Annotated in this window: 14 protein-coding genes; 1 reads left to right on the top strand and 13 read right to left on the bottom strand. The window is 35.5% G+C overall.

Annotated elements, in window-relative coordinates:
* Positions 1 to 402: 402 nt before the first annotated feature.
* From hemL to hemA, 6 genes are read right to left on the bottom strand one after another with little or no spacing between them, the layout of a single operon-like run.
* Complete coding sequence (gene hemL / locus ACFSTA_RS11385; RefSeq protein ID WP_377556821.1) at positions 403 to 1692, bottom strand: glutamate-1-semialdehyde 2,1-aminomutase; 1290 nt, start codon at positions 1690 to 1692, stop codon at positions 403 to 405.
* Between the two features lie 18 nt (positions 1693 to 1710).
* On the bottom strand, positions 1711 to 2691 hold the full coding sequence (hemB, locus tag ACFSTA_RS11380; protein WP_377556820.1) for a porphobilinogen synthase: 981 nt from the start codon (positions 2689 to 2691) through the stop codon (positions 1711 to 1713).
* Position 2692: 1 nt separating this feature from the next.
* The gene (locus tag ACFSTA_RS11375) at positions 2693 to 3475 is read right to left on the bottom strand and encodes a uroporphyrinogen-III synthase (protein WP_377556819.1); all 783 of its coding nucleotides are present in this window, start codon (positions 3473 to 3475) and stop codon (positions 2693 to 2695) included.
* Positions 3475 to 4404, bottom strand: a complete 930-nt coding sequence (gene hemC, locus ACFSTA_RS11370) for a hydroxymethylbilane synthase (protein ID WP_377556818.1) — start codon at positions 4402 to 4404, stop codon at positions 3475 to 3477. The genes ACFSTA_RS11375 and hemC overlap by 1 nt, the downstream gene beginning before the upstream one ends.
* A 22-nt stretch (positions 4405 to 4426) precedes the next feature.
* Positions 4427 to 5245, bottom strand: a complete 819-nt coding sequence (gene ccsA, locus ACFSTA_RS11365; RefSeq protein ID WP_377556817.1) for a cytochrome c biogenesis protein CcsA — start codon at positions 5243 to 5245, stop codon at positions 4427 to 4429.
* A gap of 13 nt (positions 5246 to 5258) precedes the next feature.
* The gene (hemA, locus tag ACFSTA_RS11360) at positions 5259 to 6632 is read right to left on the bottom strand and encodes a glutamyl-tRNA reductase (protein ID WP_377556815.1); all 1374 of its coding nucleotides are present in this window, start codon (positions 6630 to 6632) and stop codon (positions 5259 to 5261) included.
* A 239-nt stretch (positions 6633 to 6871) separates the two neighbouring features.
* Between hemA and ACFSTA_RS11355 the strand changes: the two genes are divergently transcribed.
* The gene (locus tag ACFSTA_RS11355; protein ID WP_377556814.1) at positions 6872 to 7354 is read left to right on the top strand and encodes a LiaI-LiaF-like domain-containing protein; all 483 of its coding nucleotides are present in this window, start codon (positions 6872 to 6874) and stop codon (positions 7352 to 7354) included.
* Positions 7355 to 7397: 43 nt separating this feature from the next.
* Here the strand turns inward: ACFSTA_RS11355 and ACFSTA_RS11350 are convergent, their stop codons facing one another.
* The 7 genes from ACFSTA_RS11350 to tig all read right to left on the bottom strand — a co-directional run bounded on the left by ACFSTA_RS11350 (position 7398) and on the right by tig (position 16173).
* Positions 7398 to 8138 (bottom strand): amino acid ABC transporter ATP-binding protein, encoded by a 741-nt coding sequence (locus ACFSTA_RS11350; RefSeq protein WP_377556813.1) that lies wholly within the window; start codon positions 8136 to 8138, stop codon positions 7398 to 7400.
* A 15-nt stretch (positions 8139 to 8153) separates the two neighbouring features.
* Positions 8154 to 8816: an amino acid ABC transporter permease gene (locus ACFSTA_RS11345; RefSeq protein ID WP_377556811.1), complete on the bottom strand. Its 663-nt coding sequence runs from the start codon at positions 8814 to 8816 to the stop codon at positions 8154 to 8156.
* A 107-nt stretch (positions 8817 to 8923) separates the two neighbouring features.
* Positions 8924 to 9736: a transporter substrate-binding domain-containing protein gene (locus ACFSTA_RS11340; RefSeq protein WP_377556810.1), complete on the bottom strand. Its 813-nt coding sequence runs from the start codon at positions 9734 to 9736 to the stop codon at positions 8924 to 8926.
* 326 nt (positions 9737 to 10062) lie between these two features.
* Entirely contained in the window at positions 10063 to 10644 is a 582-nt protein-coding gene (gene yihA, locus ACFSTA_RS11335) for a ribosome biogenesis GTP-binding protein YihA/YsxC (RefSeq protein WP_377556809.1), read from the bottom strand.
* Positions 10631 to 12961, bottom strand: a complete 2331-nt coding sequence (gene lon, locus ACFSTA_RS11330) for an endopeptidase La (protein ID WP_377556808.1) — start codon at positions 12959 to 12961, stop codon at positions 10631 to 10633. Before lon ends, yihA begins: the two co-directional genes overlap by 14 nt.
* A 261-nt stretch (positions 12962 to 13222) precedes the next feature.
* Positions 13223 to 14500 carry an ATP-dependent protease ATP-binding subunit ClpX gene (gene clpX / locus ACFSTA_RS11325; protein WP_377556807.1) on the bottom strand — a complete coding sequence of 426 codons (1278 nt, stop codon included), beginning with the start codon at positions 14498 to 14500 and terminating at the stop codon, positions 13223 to 13225.
* Positions 14501 to 14886: 386 nt separating this feature from the next.
* The gene (gene tig, locus ACFSTA_RS11320; protein WP_377556805.1) at positions 14887 to 16173 is read right to left on the bottom strand and encodes a trigger factor; all 1287 of its coding nucleotides are present in this window, start codon (positions 16171 to 16173) and stop codon (positions 14887 to 14889) included.
* Positions 16174 to 16209: the final 36 nt, after the last annotated feature.

Raw genomic sequence — 16209 nt, 5'->3', positions numbered from 1 at the left:
ACTTAGTGGGTTCTTCCCATGGTATAGAAAGTTATTTTAGGGAACACATGTTATGAAGGTCTCAATGCACTATTCTAGCGCAAGAAATACACGTAGACTCCTTGAAAAAGAAAACCACTTTTTCTGCGTGCGATGTGTCGCTGACGTAGCGTTCCTTGTCCTGCGGGAGGAAAGGCATCGGTGAGACCCCGCAGAACGGAGTTCGAGGAGGCTCACCAGCCGCCCGCGGAAAGCGAAGTGTATTTCTGGAGCGAGATTTGGTGCAGTATATTTAATCTCAAATTTCACGACTTTTTTCATACTAAGATACTTCGCAGTTTATGTAAATTGTAATAAACGATGCAAATTAAGCCTTAAAAAAGAATCTGAGCTACTCATTAGGGAGTAGCTCAGTAATAATTTCTATTTATTAATTTTTGCAAAAGCCTTTTTAACTGCTTCAATTGTTTTTGTAATGTCTTCATCTGAATGTGCGGTTGATAGAAATAGCCCCTCAAATTGAGAAGGTGGTAAGAAAACTCCCTCTTCAATCATCGCACGGTAATATTGAGCAAAATAATCTAGGTTTGAATTTTGTGCGGTTTCATAGTTTATAACCGGTTCATCTGTGAAGAATACACCAACCATCGACCCTGCCCGATTAATCTGTAGTGGAATACTAAATTCTTCTGCAGCCTGTCTAAAACCTTCCATTAATCTCTCTACTTTTTGATTAATATCATCATAGGAAGATTCCGACAAAGCATTTAAAGTCTCATAACCGGCAGTCATTGCTAAAGGATTGCCAGATAAGGTACCCGCTTGGTAGATAGAACCTACTGGTGCTACCTTTTCCATTATTTCTCGTTTACCACCATATGCACCTACTGGTAAACCACCACCAATTACTTTTCCGAGACAAGTTAAATCTGGTGTTACGCCAAAATGGCCTTGTGCACAGTTATAACCTACTCTAAACCCTGTCATTACCTCATCAAAAATTAGAACCGTGCCATTTTCTTCCGTTAGATTTCGCAATTCTTGTAGGAAGTTACCTTGTGGTGGAACTACTCCCATGTTTCCAGATACAGGTTCTACAATAACCGCGGCTAAATCATCACCAAAATTTTCAAAGGCATAACGAACACTCTCTACGTCATTGTAAGGAACAGTAATCGTATTTCGTGCAATCGATTCTGGTACACCAGGGCTATCAGGAAGACCTAAAGTTGCAACTCCAGAACCTGCCTTGATTAGTAAGGAATCACCGTGTCCATGATAATTACCTTCAAATTTCAATATTTTATCTCTACCGGTATATCCTCGTGCTAGTCGTAATGCACTCATTGTTGCTTCAGTACCTGAGTTAACCATACGAACCATTTCAATCGATGGGACCCGGTCAATTACGAGCTGAGCAAGTTTATTTTCTAAAATAGTCGGTGCACCAAAGCTAGTTCCTTTTGCAGCTGTTTCTTTAAGTTTTTCTACTACGCGTTCATCAGCATGTCCTAAAATTAATGGTCCCCAGCTTAATACGTAATCAATATATTCGTTCCCATCAATATCTACAATTTTAGAACCTTTCCCCTGTTCCATAAATATTGGCGACATACCTACCGACTTAAATGCACGTACAGGTGAATTGACACCACCAGGCATTAAATCGACTGCTTCTTTATACGCATCAACAGAATTTTGAAAGTTTTTCATGTTACCACCTCACATTTATTATTCACTAAGCCATTTTGCAACATCTTTTGCAAAATAAGTAATGATTAAATCTGCTCCAGCTCTTTTCATAGCAGTTAGTTTCTCTAGTACGAGTTCTTTTTCATTAATCCATCCATTTAAGGAAGCTGCTTTTACCATGGAATACTCACCACTTACATTGTAAGCCACTACTGGTAAATTAAAATTATTCTTAACATCTCTCACAATATCCAAATAAGACATAGCAGGCTTTACAATTAAGAAGTCTGCCCCCTCTTGAACATCAGATTCTGCTTCACGTAACGCTTCTACACGATTTGCAGGATCCATTTGGTACGTTTTTCTGTCGCCAAATTGTGGTGTACTATCTGCTGCATCACGGAAGGGTCCATAAAAGGCTGATGCATACTTCACCGCATAAGACATAATTGGAACATGTTGATAACCAGCTCTATCCAAAGCTTGACGGATTACGGCAACAAACCCGTCCATCATATTCGATGGAGCTATAATATCTGCACCAGCTTCGGCTTGTGAGACAGCCGTCTTAGCCAATAGGGTAAGAGATTCATCATTATCAACATCGTGATTATGAATAACACCACAGTGTCCATGGGAAGTATATTCACATAAACATGTATCTGCCACCACAAGCATATCAGGAAATTCTTTTTTCACAAGACGTGTAGCTTGCTGGATCATACCATCTTCGACATATGCACCCGAACCAACCTCATCCTTTTCTGAAGGTACCCCAAAGAAAATCACTGATTTAATTCCTAACTGATGTACTTCTTTCACTTCATCCTTTAGGAGATCCAAGGAAACTTGAAAAACTCCTGGCATAGAAGGTACTTCATTCTTAATATTATTCCCTTCAATGACAAACATAGGATAAATAAAATCCTCTGTTCGCAAATGGTTTTCCCTTACAATAGCACGCATTGCGTCCGAAGATCTTAAACGACGGTGTCGTTTAAAGCTTGGCAATTGTTCCATATTAATTATCCTCTCTTAAATATTTACTCATACATTCAATCATGCCATCTACAGTGAATTCATAAGGGGTAATTGTATGTACAAAACCTAATTCATTGGCTCGTTGTTCCGTAGTTGTGCCGATACAAACACAATTTGTCTTAAGTGTATTCTTATAATTAGAACCACGGTTAGCCATTTCCATATATGCTTCAACTGCAGATGGACTTGTAAATGTAATAAAATCAAACTCATTTTTCTTTAAGGTTTGCTCTAATTGATCTCTTATCTCTACATTACTAGCGGTTTCATAAACTTCTATTGTCTGATAAGGAATATTAAGCTGATTAAACCTACGTAATAAAACATTCCGAGATCGATTACCACGAACTATTAAAATAGGTTCCACATGTTCAACGGTTTGTAGAAACTCGTCAGCCATGTTTTCTGCATTATAGATTGTTGGAATGAACGCAGGTGATAAACCATACTCGTTTAGTGCTTGACCTGTTTTTCTGCCAACTACCGCAATTTTCATTTTTTTTAACGATTCCACCGAAATATTTAATCTATTAAGATGCTTAAAGAAGCATTGAACCCCATTTATACTCGTAAAAAAGATCCATCGGTAGTTAGATAAATTTCTTAATGTATTCTCCGTGTTAACTTCCTTTTTACATGAAATTTTTAATAGAGGTATCTCTACTGGAGTCCCTCCATTTTTTAATATTTTATCAGAGAGGGTTTTGGCTTGTGATCGCTCCCGAGTTACAAGTATTTTCTTTTCATGTAATGGTAGAGACATTAGTTGTTAAGCTCCTCTTTCACTTGGTCAACGATTTCCTTGGCTCCTTGGTTTATCATTTTGTTTGCAGCCGTTTCCCCTACTTTAACAGGGTCTGTGCCCCGAACAACCTCTTTTAGAATTGTTTTTCCATCAGGTGTCCCCACTAAAGCAGTAAGTACAACATCCTCTTGATCTAAATACGCATATCCACCAATAGGAACTTGACATCCACCTTCTAATAAATGTAAAAATGTTCTTTCGGCAGTCACTGTTCGTGTCGTTTGTTCGTGATTTATCTTAGCCAACAAATTCCGGACCTCTTCATCATCTTCACGACATTCTATCGCCAATGCACCTTGACCTACAGCTGGCACACATACTTCTGGCTCTAAATACTCTGTGATAAGCTCTTCACTTAATCCAACTCGTTTAAGACCTGAAACTGCTAAGATGATAGCATCATAATCTTCCTCTTGTAGCTTCCGTATGCGAGTCTCAATATTTCCTCGAATCCATTTAATAGAAATATCCGGTCTTTCAGCAAGGATTTGTGCTCCACGCCTTAGACTACTGGTACCAACTACTGCACCTTCAGGAAGATCTTGAAGCAACACATTACCTTTGGATATAAATGCATCACGATGATCTTCCCGAATAGGAATCGAAGAAATAACTAATCCATCTGGTAAGACTGCTGGCATATCTTTCATACTGTGTACGGCAAGATCGATTTCTTTGTCATACATTGCTTGCTCAATTTCTTTTACAAATAGACCTTTTCCGCCTACCTTTGATAAGGTAACATCAAGTATACGATCACCTTTCGTTACAATTTTCTTTACCTCAAACTCATTTGATATTCCTGCTTGTTTCAATTGATCGATAACCCATTCTGTTTGAGTTAAAGCTAAATTACTTTTCCTAGAACCAACTACTATCTTGCGCATATTTTTTCCTCCTTCGACGTTATCAAAAATGAAAATTAGAGAGCATACTAAATAAAAAAAAGTTAATTAGTAAAATTAAAAATGCTGCAACATTGTATTTTGCAATTGCCTTTCCTGTATAGCCTGTAATTATCCTTAACATCAAATATAAACTGTAAACCACCAGTACTAGTATCGACCCAATTGTTTTTAAATCAAACCAGTAAAATTCTGCTCCCGAAGTATATGCCCAAACAACTCCCATAATAATACCGATTAATAAGACTGGTACGCCAAAGGTTACAGATCGAAACGAATAGGAATCTAGTAACTCCAAATCCCCAAACCTCCACATCCATTTTAACCCTCTCTTCTTTTTCAAAAAAAGATATTGGATAATATACATGATCGAAAATAAAAATGATAAGGTAAAAAATCCATAGGATACGATAGCTAATGTTATATGGGTAATTAATATCTCATTAACGAGTTTAATCCCATTATCCTGCATGCTCTCCTGTGCTCTTGTTAAAATAAAGAGGAGTAGAATAAAAAATCCAAACAAATTCGTAAAGAACACGATAAAATGAACCTTAAACAAACAGTTAATTAGTAGTGAAAATGTAACAAGAATCCACCCATAAAAAAACAAGCTATCCTTCAATGTAGCAATCGGAAAACTTTGTGCCGCAAAAAACTGTATAAATAAAAAAACGGCTTGTAGCGTCCAAACCATACTAAGTAACCAGAAGGCGATTTTATTCACCCTCCGGTTTTGTTGTATAAAATCAATAAAGTATCCCAGTAGACTTAATCCATAAACGAATAGAATAATTTCGTAAAGCCACTTTGCCTCAACCATAAGAAATCCTTTCTTAACGCCCAGCTAATTTTTCAATTAATGGGAAGGATACTTTATGATTCTGTGTTGCCTTCATAATGATGTCATTTTTTTTAGCTTGGTTCGCAATTTCCGTCTTAACTTCTTCCTCAATTCCAAAAATACCAATAAACAATTCAAGCGCATCCTCTGCCCGATCACTTGCAGCTAATTCTTTAGCTTGCGTTATTGGTTCTTTTAACAATTGATTAATTATACTTTTGGTATGCTTGTTAAGCACCTTTTTCTCTCTTTCTGTTAAGTCAGGCATTTTTCGTTCAATACTTTTCATCGTCTCCGATTGAATGGATAATGCCTTCTGCCTTAATGCAGAAATAACTGGTACAACACCTAAAGTTTTTAACCATTCATTAAAAATAACAATTTCTTCTTCAAGCATTAATTCAATTTTTTCAGCAGCTTTTTTTCTCTCTTGTAAATTTTTATCAACGATATGTTGTAAATCATCAATATCATATAAGAAGACATTGTCTAATGTACTTATCGCAGGATCTAAATCTCTAGGAACAGCAATATCTACAAGAAACAGTGCCTTCCCTTTTCGTTCTTTTTGTATCGGTGTTAAAACCTCTTTTGACAACACCACTTGATCAGAACCTGTAGAACTAATTAAGATATCAGCAGTTAATAAAACATCCTGTAATTTATCTAATTGTTCTGCAGTTGCTTCAAATTTAGCAGCTAATTCCTGCGCTTTGGAATAGGTACGATTGATGACTGTAATCTTCGTTGCTCCAGAACCTTGAAGGTTCTTGGCAGCAAGCTCTCCCATTTTTCCAGCCCCTAGAATAACAACGTGTTTTTCAGATAAATTGCCAAAAATCTTCTTTGCTAGCTCGACTGCAGCATAACTTACAGAAACAGCATGTTCACCGATAGCTGTCTCTTTTTGTGTTCGTTTCGCAAATGTAATTGCCTGTTTAAATAGTTCATTAAAGATGGTTCCAGTAGCTTGTATATGTTGAGAGGTCAAAAATGACTGTTTAACTTGACCAAGAATTTGGGTTTCCCCTAGAACCATGGAGTCTAAACCAGTCGACACTCGGAATAAATGCTCCAATGCGCCATCATCTTCAGAAATACGCAGATATGGGGAGAACTCCTCTTTATCCAGGTCAAACCAATCTGCAAGAAATTGCTTAATGTAATAACGCCCAGTATGAAGTTGATCAACTACTGCATATATCTCTGTACGATTACAAGTAGAAACAATAACATTTTCTAAAATACTTTTTTGGTTCTTTAACACAGCCATTGCTTCTGAAAGTGACTGTTCAGAAAATGTAAGCTTCTCTCTAATTTCAACAGGAGCAGTTTTATAATTAAATCCAACTTTTAGAATATGCACTCTATCTCTCCTCCATTAAAACAAGAGGTTCAAAGATGTTATTTTGAACTCACGCTTAAAATTATACTATTATTATTATAGCATAGGTAATTATGCACATTTTATTATTTTGTGAACATAATTTGAAACAATATGTTAGGATATTACGTATATTATGTTTGAACTCGATTGTACTCTATCACAACAACATTCAAGAAGCAAGAATTCAAACCATATTTCATCTTAAGAGAGGTGATCAATTGAAAAAGTCTAATAAATTTATTGGTTATCTACTAGTTGGGTTAGGAGCATATTTTCTTCTTAGGCAATTAAAGGTACCTATACTAACTGACTTTTATTCATGGCCAACATTATTAATCATTATAGGTATTGCCTTTTTAATATATAGTTACCAGTCAAAAGATTATCAGCAATTATTTACTGGTACTTTTATATTAGGTTTAGGTATTCATTTTCATGGTCTCGAACATTATACGTTTTGGATTGACCATTGGGCGATGTATCCATTTATAGTTGGAATTTCTTTTTTTATACGTTATTTAAAAACGAAAAACGGGCTACCAATTAGTATTATTTTGATCGGAATTTCTTTAATTATGATTTTTTCCATTCAATTACCCGAAACTTTTCATTGGCTATACCCTATTATACAACTCATCGAAAAATATTGGCCTATTGCACTTATTGGAATTGGCATATATGTATTAAAAAAGAAAAAATAATCCAGTGTCATTTACTGGATTATTTTTTCTGTGTTATTTGTTATTATAAAATTGAACTTAGAAATGCTTTTGTTCTTTCTTCTTTTGGGTTATCGAACAAATCATTCGGATGACCATATTCTACAATTTTTCCATCATGCATATAAAAAACCCAATCCCCTACTTCTCGCGCAAAGCCCATTTCATGGGTAACAACCACCATTGTCATCCCTTCTAAAGCTAACTCCTTCATTGTTGCCAGTACTTCACCAACAAGCTCCGGGTCCAATGCTGAAGTTGGTTCATCGAATAGCATAACATCAGGTTTCATAGCCAGTGCCCTTGCGATGGCCACACGTTGTTTTTGTCCACCAGATAAAGTAGAAGGATAGACATCATATTTGTCACCTAACCCAACTTTATCCAATAATTCCTTGCCTTCTTCTAAGGCTTGGGCTTTCTTTAAACCTTTTACCTGTGTCGGGGCTTCTATGACGTTTTCGATAACGGTTTTGTGAGGGAATAAATTGAAGTGTTGAAAAACCATTCCAACTCGTTCACGGATTTTATTCAAATCATGGGTTTCCTTCTCGATTTGCTCACCATCTATAAAAATTTTACCGTCATTTTTTATCTCTAAAAAATTCAAGCACCTGAGTAAGGTACTTTTTCCAGACCCACTAGCACCAACTAATACTACTACATCGCTCTCTTTAACAGTAAGATCAACATCTTTTAACACATGTAAATCACCAAAGGATTTATTTAGCTTTTCTACTCTTATCATTTCATGATGTTCGCTCATATGAAACCTCCTCCCTTAATCACTTTTAGCCATTCTTTTTTCAATATAATTTACTACTAAAGTTAGCACAAGAACTATTACGAGATAGTAGATTGCTGCAATAAAGTAGTATGTGAAGTAGTCAAAGTTATTAGACCCACCTGAGCTTGCCACCCCAAATATTTCTTGTAGTCCAATAAACGAAACGAGTGAAGAATCCTTTATACCAATTATAAATTGATTTCCAAGCGATGGTACTGCCCTTCTAAATGCTTGTGGTAAAATAATCCTTTTCATCGTTAGACCTTTTGTCATTCCTAATGATCTTCCAGCTTCCATTTGTCCTTTATCAATAGACTGGATTGCTCCGCGAATAATTTCCGCTATATATGCACCACTATGGAAAGCCAGACCTATTGCACCTGCCCAGAACTTATCAATGAGCACGATCTCAGCTAAGCCGTAATACAATACAAATATTTGTACAATTAATGGTGTTCCCCGAACAATCCAAATATAGGCGTCCGCAATCCATTCTAAAATTTTGATATTGGAAATTTTAAGGATTGCAAAAAACAACCCGATAATAAATGCGATAAGCAATGAGGCAGCAGATAAGTATAATGTAATCTTAAGTCCTTCAAAGAATAAATCATAAGTATTTATAAAGACATCGATAAAATGAGACAAGTATTCCAACTCCTTTATGATAGAAAAGCGTTAGCGAGGAAGTCGTATTATCCTAAGCGTAATTGCTGGACAAGGACAAATGTGCGCAAGCTTTTGCGCACATTTGCATTAAATATTTATTCTAATTCTTCTGGTTCTTGTGTTATATCAACACCAATCCATTCCTTTGAAAGCTCTGCAAGTTCTCCACTTTCTTTTAATTCTTGTAATGCTTCATTAATCGCTTCTAATAATACTTCATTTTCTTTCGCTACTGCTACCGCTTGTTCACTGACACCTAATTGTCCACGGTTTTCAATTTCCAATCCATTTTCTATTGCTGTTTGTCCGGTTATATCATCCGTAATTACAGCATCATGATGTCCAGACGCAAGCGATTGTAATGCAACTACGTCACTATCAACTTTCGGAATATTGTCGGTATATTCCTCTGCCATTTCTACATAGGTAGAACCTCTTGATACCGAAATTTCTTTTCCATCTAAATCAGCTGCACTTTGGATATCACTATCTGCTCGAGTATATATAACTGGTCCAGAGTAATAATATGGGTCAGAAAAGTCAACCTCTTCTAAACGTTCGTCTGTTATCGTATGACTAGCAACCGCAATGTCATAGCGACCTTGTTTAACACCTGTTACTATTCCATCAAATTTAGCTTTCTCTTGAACCACTTCTAAACCTAACTTATCAGCAATTGCTTCTGCAACTGCGATATCATAACCAATCATTTCTGTACCTTCCATATAACTAAATGGTTTAAACTCACCTGATGCAGCAAATGTCAGTTTCCCATCTTCTACCAAATCAAATTTAGATCCATTATTGTCATTATCACCATTACTCTCCTCAGATGAACCGTCTGTACCACAGGCAGCTAGTACAAATAGAATCATAGCGAAAAATAACGTAATTTTCAGTTTTCTCATTTTGTGTAAACATCCCTCTCCTAGTGTTTTTGCGAGTATGTATTAATGTGCAATAAACGAAATATTATTAACACTCGCACAGTTTCAATTTAATTATATCAACTATAAATTGAAACAACCAATAGCATATTTTCTTATATACGTATATTCACATAGAAATCTCATTATTATAGGAATATAACTTATAGTACCTTATATATACTTTGTGATTCTGTTAATACCTTTCATATGCTATAAATTTTCTGAAAAAAGAGAAGTATTGTATATTAAAAAAACACTCCTACGATTTTCTAGTAGGAGTGTTTCGATGCGAAAAAGAATCAATATTAAAGATATTGCTTCAGAATTCCCCATGCTTCATCTTTCCCTTCACCGGTTTCAGCAGAAAAAGGAAGTACAATATCGTCTTGCTCTACTTGTAATGTTTGGATCGTTCGTTTCAAATGTTTGGCACGCTTCCCTTTGGGGATTTTATCAAGCTTTGTTGCAACAACAATCACTGGTAAATCAAAATGCTTTAGAAATTCATACATTTGTACATCATCATTTGTTGGCTCATGACGTATATCAGTAATTAATAAAACCGCTTTTAGGTTTTGTCTCGTTTGAAAATATTCTTCCATCATGACGCCCCATTTTTTTCGCTCTACCTTGGACACTTTAGCATATCCATACCCCGGGACATCCACGAAATAAAATGCGTCATTGATTCGATAAAAATTCAATGTCTGCGTTTTTCCTGGTTTAGAGGAAGTTCTAGCAAGGTTTTTTCTGTTGATTAATTTGTTTACAAATGATGACTTTCCTACATTAGAACGACCAGCTAAAGCTATCTCTGGTAGCTGATCATTCGGATATTGTTTTTGACTTACTGCACTGATAACAATTTCCGCATTAGTTACTTTCATGATTCTCCTCCACAAGTGCATGTTTTAATACTTGATCCAGATGATTTACCGGGATAAAAGTTAATTCACCACGTACACTTTTCGGTATATCATCTAAATCTTTTTTATTATCTTCTGGCATAATGATCGTTGAAATACCAGCACGATGAGCACTTAGTGATTTCTCTTTTAAACCACCGATAGGTAAAACTCGACCTCTTAAAGTTATCTCACCAGTCATACCAACTTCTTTTTTGACAGCTCGACCGGAGAGTGCAGAAACAAGCGCTGTAGCCATGGTTATACCAGCAGATGGACCATCTTTTGGTGTTGCTCCTTCTGGAACATGAATGTGAATATCAAATTTCTCGTGAAAATCTGGATCAATTTGTAGCTCATGTGCACGTGATCGTATATAGCTAAATGCAGCCTGAGCAGACTCACGCATAACTTCACCTAATTTTCCAGTAAGGGTAAGTTTCCCCTTACCAGGGTAGTGTGATACTTCTATCGATAGCGTATCACCACCAGCAGCTGTGTACGCTAGGCCTGTAGCTGTCCCAACTTGATCTTCTTGTTCCATCTGACCATAGCGAAACATTGGTTTACCAAGCAAATCCTCCAGACTATTTTCCGTAATAATGACTCTTTTCTTTTCTTCTGAGATAATTATTTTAGCTGCTTTTCTACACAGTTTTGCAATCTGACGTTCTAAACCGCGAACACCAGCTTCACGAGTATACATTCGAATTAACTTTAATAAGGCATTATCTCTTATTTGTATATTACCTTTATTTAATCCATTTTCTTTTAATTGCTTTGTAACCAAATGTTCTTTCGCAATATGAAGTTTTTCAACTTCTGTATAACCAGAGATTGAAATTAATTCCATTCGATCGAGCAATGGTCCTGGAATGTTATTGACATAGTTAGCAGTTGCAATGAACAATACATTTGATAAATCATATGTCTCTTCAATAAAATGATCACTGAATGTGCTATTTTGTTCCGGGTCTAGTACTTCTAACATTGCAGAAGATGGATCTCCACGAAAGTCATTAGACATTTTATCAATTTCATCTAATAAGAATACAGGGTTGACCGTCTTTGCTTTTTTCATCCCTTGTATAATTCTCCCTGGCATTGCACCAATATATGTTCTCCGATGACCTCGAATCTCAGCCTCATCACGTACCCCACCTAATGAAACTCGTACAAAATTACGATTAATAGATGAGGCAATCGATTTGGCTAGGGATGTTTTCCCAACCCCTGGTGGTCCTACAAGACAAAGTATTGGCCCTTTAATGGATTGAGTTAACTTCTGAACAGCTAAATATTCTAAAACTCTTTCTTTTACCTTTTCTAAGCCATAATGATCTTTATCTAAAATTTTCTTTGCATGATTAATTTCAATTGTATCCTGGGTTTTTTCTGTCCACGGTAAGGATAAAAGCCATTCTAAATAATTTCGAATCACAGAACTTTCAGCAGAGTTTTGTGGAACCGTTTCATAACGATTTAATTCTTTCATCGCTACTTCCATTACTCGATCTAGCATATCTGATTTTTCGAGTTTCTCTCTTAGTTGACTTACCTCTCCAGTTTTTCCGTCTTTTTCTCCAAGCTCTTTTTGAATTGCCTTTAATTGCTCACGTAGGTAATATTCTTTTTGGGTCTTTTCCATTGAGTTCTTAACACGTTGGCCGATTTTCTTTTCTAGGTCCAATACTTTTTGTTCATTAGATATTAATTTCATTAAATGCTGTAATCGTTTTTGAACATTGACAATTTCAAGTAATTGCTGCTTATCTTTGATCTTTAAAGACAAATGCGATGTAATTATATCAGCAAATCTCCCTGGCTCGTCTATGTCACTTACAGTAGCTAACGTTTCCTGTGTGATTTTTTTGGAGATTTTAATATATTGTTCAAATTGTCCGAATAAAGAACGCATTAAAGCTTCTTCCTCCGTTTGATCTCCTGTATACTCTTCCAGTTTATTAATTTCAACAATAAATTCATTCTCTTCTTCAATAAAACGTATAATTTCAGCTCTATATAAACCTTCCACAAGTACACGAACAGTCCCGTTAGGAAGTTTTAGCATTTGTTTCACCTTTGCTAACGTTCCGATTTGATATATTTCGTTAGGTTTTGGATCATCCAAACTAACTTTTTTTTGTGCAGCTAAAAAAATAGTTTGATCATCCATCATTGCTTTTTCTAATGCTGCAACAGATTTATCTCTGCCAACATCGAGATGAAGGACCATCGACGGGAATACCAAAAGACCACGTAACGGTAGGAGGGGAAGTTGTTTATACTCATTAGTCATATTATGTACCTCCAAATAGTTAAAAGATTAAAATGTAATTATCTTATGTCATTATATTTTCTTTAAAGTTTATTAAATAATTGCCTACTTGTAAAACTTTTAAAATCATTTATGTAATAATATTGTTCCCTTTCCATTAATGATCATCCAAAATATACAGGATAAAAATAATGAGACTGACCTAGCAACAAGAATGCCCTTTTTCAATGACCAAAGGACCTATTAGCTAAGTCAGTCTCATTTCTATTTGAGCTCTAAGGATTACGCACTTTCTCGTGGTAAGGTTTCATTACCTTCTTTAATCGTACCATCGGTAAAGATAAGTTTCGGACTACCATTTTCATTTACTAAAGTATCTTTTGTAATGACACATTTTTCAATATCTTCACGTGATGGTAATTCAAACATGACATCCAACATGATGCTCTCAATGATAGAACGTAGACCACGTGCACCAGTTTTACGTTCAATTGCTTTTTTAGCAATTTCAACGAGTGCATCATCTTCAAACTCTAGTTCAACATCATCCATTTGGAATAATTTCACATATTGTTTCACTAGGGCATTTTTAGGTTTAGTCAATATTTCAACTAACGCTTCTTCATCTAATGGCTCTAAGCTCCCGATTACAGGAAGTCTTCCAATAAACTCAGGAATTAATCCATAACGTAAAAGATCTTCTGGCAATACTTTAGATAGTAATTTGCCTTTTTCTAGGTCTTCTTGTTTCTCATTAGAGCCGAAACCAATTACTTTTTTACCAAGACGGCGTTTGATCACTTGATCAATACCATCAAAAGCCCCACCACAAATAAATAATATATTTGTTGTATCAATTTGTATAAATTCTTGATGCGGGTGTTTCCGGCCACCTTGTGGGGGCACACTTGCTACGGTACCTTCAAGGATTTTTAATAATGCTTGTTGGACACCTTCTCCGGATACATCCCTAGTAATTGATGGATTTTCAGATTTACGTGCTACCTTATCAATCTCATCAATATAAATAATTCCTTTTTCAGCCTTTTCTACATCGTAATCTGCTGATTGAATAAGCTTTAAAAGAATATTTTCTACGTCTTCACCAACATATCCTGCTTCCGTTAGTGAAGTAGCATCAGCCATTGCAAATGGTACATTTAAAATTCTTGCAAGTGTCTGTGCTAGTAACGTTTTACCACTACCAGTAGGTCCAATCATAGCGATATTACTTTTTGACAATTCAACATCGTCTGTACTCTTCGTTGAATTAATTCGCTTATAATGATTATAAACTGCAACAGACAAATTCTTTTTTGCTTTTTCTTGTCCAATGACATAATCATTTAAAATTTCACAGATTTCTTTTGGCTTCGGAATTTCTTTATTTTCTGTTTCTTCTTCTGTCCCAAGTTCCTCTTCTACAATCTCTGTACAAAGATCTATACACTCGTCACATATATAAACGCCAGGGCCAGCAACTAGTTTACGCACTTGTTCTTGGCTTTTACCACAAAAGGAACACTTCAATTGCCCTTTTTCTTCATTAAATTTAAACATTACATTTCACCCCTAAAAGTTTGAATCTACTTCTAAGCAATACGATTTGTGTTTCAACTGTCATTGTTATCATATCAGATCAAATTTAGAAAACAAAACAATATACTCTTTTGATTTTCTTGATGTTGTCTATAGGGCGATACGGAGACAGAGTAAGCCTTTTATTTTCTCTTACAGCATTTAATGTAGTATATGATACAACCTATGCTATAAATGATTTTTTTGTTGACCATTTCGCATTTCCACTAATAAAAGAAGTTTCCCTTTATCGTATGAAAGGACAAGTAAAATAGTCCAACATCACGCAAAAATTTTCTTATATAGTGTAAAACAAGGTGCGACAATCCGCACCTTGTTTTATTCATTATGTTATACTAAACGAATTTTTAAACTGTTTTGCTGTTTTCAACAAGAAAATCAATAGCTTTTCTATATTTCAAGTCCTCTTTAATTGCATCTGCATTGCCACCAAGCATTTGTTTTAGCTGATCAACATCTGTTCCATACATAGATGCCATATTTTCTAACTCTGCTTGAACATCTTCATCTGAAGCTTCTAATTTCTCAGCATTTGAAATTGCTTCTAACGTTAGATTAGTCTTGACGCGCTTACTAGCATCTTCTTTCATTTGCTCTTTTAATGCAGCTTCGTCTTGGCCAGAGAACTGGAAGTACATTTCCATCGTCATACCTTGCATTTGCAAGCGTTGTTCAAATTCTTTTACCATACGTTCTAACTCTGTCTCAACCATTGCTTCTGGAATGTCAACGCTGGCATTATCTGAAGCTTTTTCAATTAACGTTTCACGCTTTTGATTATCTGCATCTTGACTCTTTTGAGATTCAAGTTCTTCTTTTTTCTTATTTTTTAATTCTTCAAGTGATTCTACTTCTTCGTCTACATCTTTAGCAAATTCATCGTCTAACTCTGGTAATTCTTTTGTTTTAATTTCATGAACTTTAACTTTGAATGTAGCTTTTTTACCAGCTAATTCTTCAGCATGGTAATCATCAGGGAAAGTTACTTCAATTTCCGTATCTTCTCCTGCTTCTTTTCCAATTAATTTCTCTTCAAAACCTGGAATGAATTGACCTGATCCGATTTCTAATGAATGATTTTCGCCTTTACCACCATCAAATGCTTCACCATCTAAGAAACCTTCAAAATCCATTACCACTGTGTCACCATTTTCAACTTTGCCTTCTTCTTTTACAATTAGCTCGGCATGGCGCTCTCTAAGTTGTTCTAATTCATTTTGGACATCTTCGTCTGTAACTGTTGTATCTTGCTCTTCAACTTCAAGACCTTTATAGTCACCTAAAGTTACTTCAGGTTTCACAGTTACTTTAGCTGTAAATACAACATTCTTACCTTTTTCAATTTCTTCAATATCAATTGAAGGTTGATCAATAGGTTCAATTCCCGATTCTTCAATAGCTTTCATATAAGCATCAGGTAAAACAATATCTACTGCATCTTGATATAATGATTCTACACCAAAACGTTTTTCAAACATGCTACGAGGAATTTTCCCCTTACGAAATCCTGGAATTTGAACTGTTTTTACTACTTTTTTAAAAGCTTTATCTAAAGCAGTATCAAAATCCTCTGCGGATACTTCAAATGTTAGAACACCTTCATTACCTTCTTGTTTTTCCCATTTTGTTGACATTTAATTCCCTCCAAAATCTATTATTTCCATTGATTC

Origin of the sequence: Ornithinibacillus salinisoli (genome assembly GCF_042684965.1) — a bacterium.
Classification (GTDB): Bacteria; Bacillota; Bacilli; order Bacillales; family Amphibacillaceae; genus Ornithinibacillus; species Ornithinibacillus salinisoli.
The sequence above is the reverse complement of the archived record's forward strand: the minus strand, read 5'-3'. Positions and strand labels throughout refer to the sequence as shown.

Bases quoted from the DNA above. Each gene is read 5' to 3' on its own strand.
- ACFSTA_RS11350 (WP_377556813.1), bottom strand. From the start codon at position 8,138: ATGAGCGAACATCATGAAATGATAAGAGTAGAAAAGCTAAATAAATCC.
- hemC (WP_377556818.1), bottom strand. From the start codon at position 4,404: ATGCGCAAGATAGTAGTTGGTTCTAGGAAAAGTAATTTAGCTTTAACT.
- lon (WP_377556808.1), bottom strand. From the start codon at position 12,961: ATGACTAATGAGTATAAACAACTTCCCCTCCTACCGTTACGTGGTCTT.
- tig (WP_377556805.1), bottom strand. From the start codon at position 16,173: ATGTCAACAAAATGGGAAAAACAAGAAGGTAATGAAGGTGTTCTAACA.
- hemB (WP_377556820.1), bottom strand. From the start codon at position 2,691: ATGGAACAATTGCCAAGCTTTAAACGACACCGTCGTTTAAGATCTTCG.
- ACFSTA_RS11340 (WP_377556810.1), bottom strand. From the start codon at position 9,736: ATGAGAAAACTGAAAATTACGTTATTTTTCGCTATGATTCTATTTGTA.
- ccsA (WP_377556817.1), bottom strand. From the start codon at position 5,245: ATGGTTGAGGCAAAGTGGCTTTACGAAATTATTCTATTCGTTTATGGA.
- clpX (WP_377556807.1), bottom strand. From the start codon at position 14,500: ATGTTTAAATTTAATGAAGAAAAAGGGCAATTGAAGTGTTCCTTTTGT.
- yihA (WP_377556809.1), bottom strand. From the start codon at position 10,644: ATGAAAGTAACTAATGCGGAAATTGTTATCAGTGCAGTAAGTCAAAAA.
- hemL (WP_377556821.1), bottom strand. From the start codon at position 1,692: ATGAAAAACTTTCAAAATTCTGTTGATGCGTATAAAGAAGCAGTCGAT.
- ACFSTA_RS11375 (WP_377556819.1), bottom strand. From the start codon at position 3,475: ATGTCTCTACCATTACATGAAAAGAAAATACTTGTAACTCGGGAGCGA.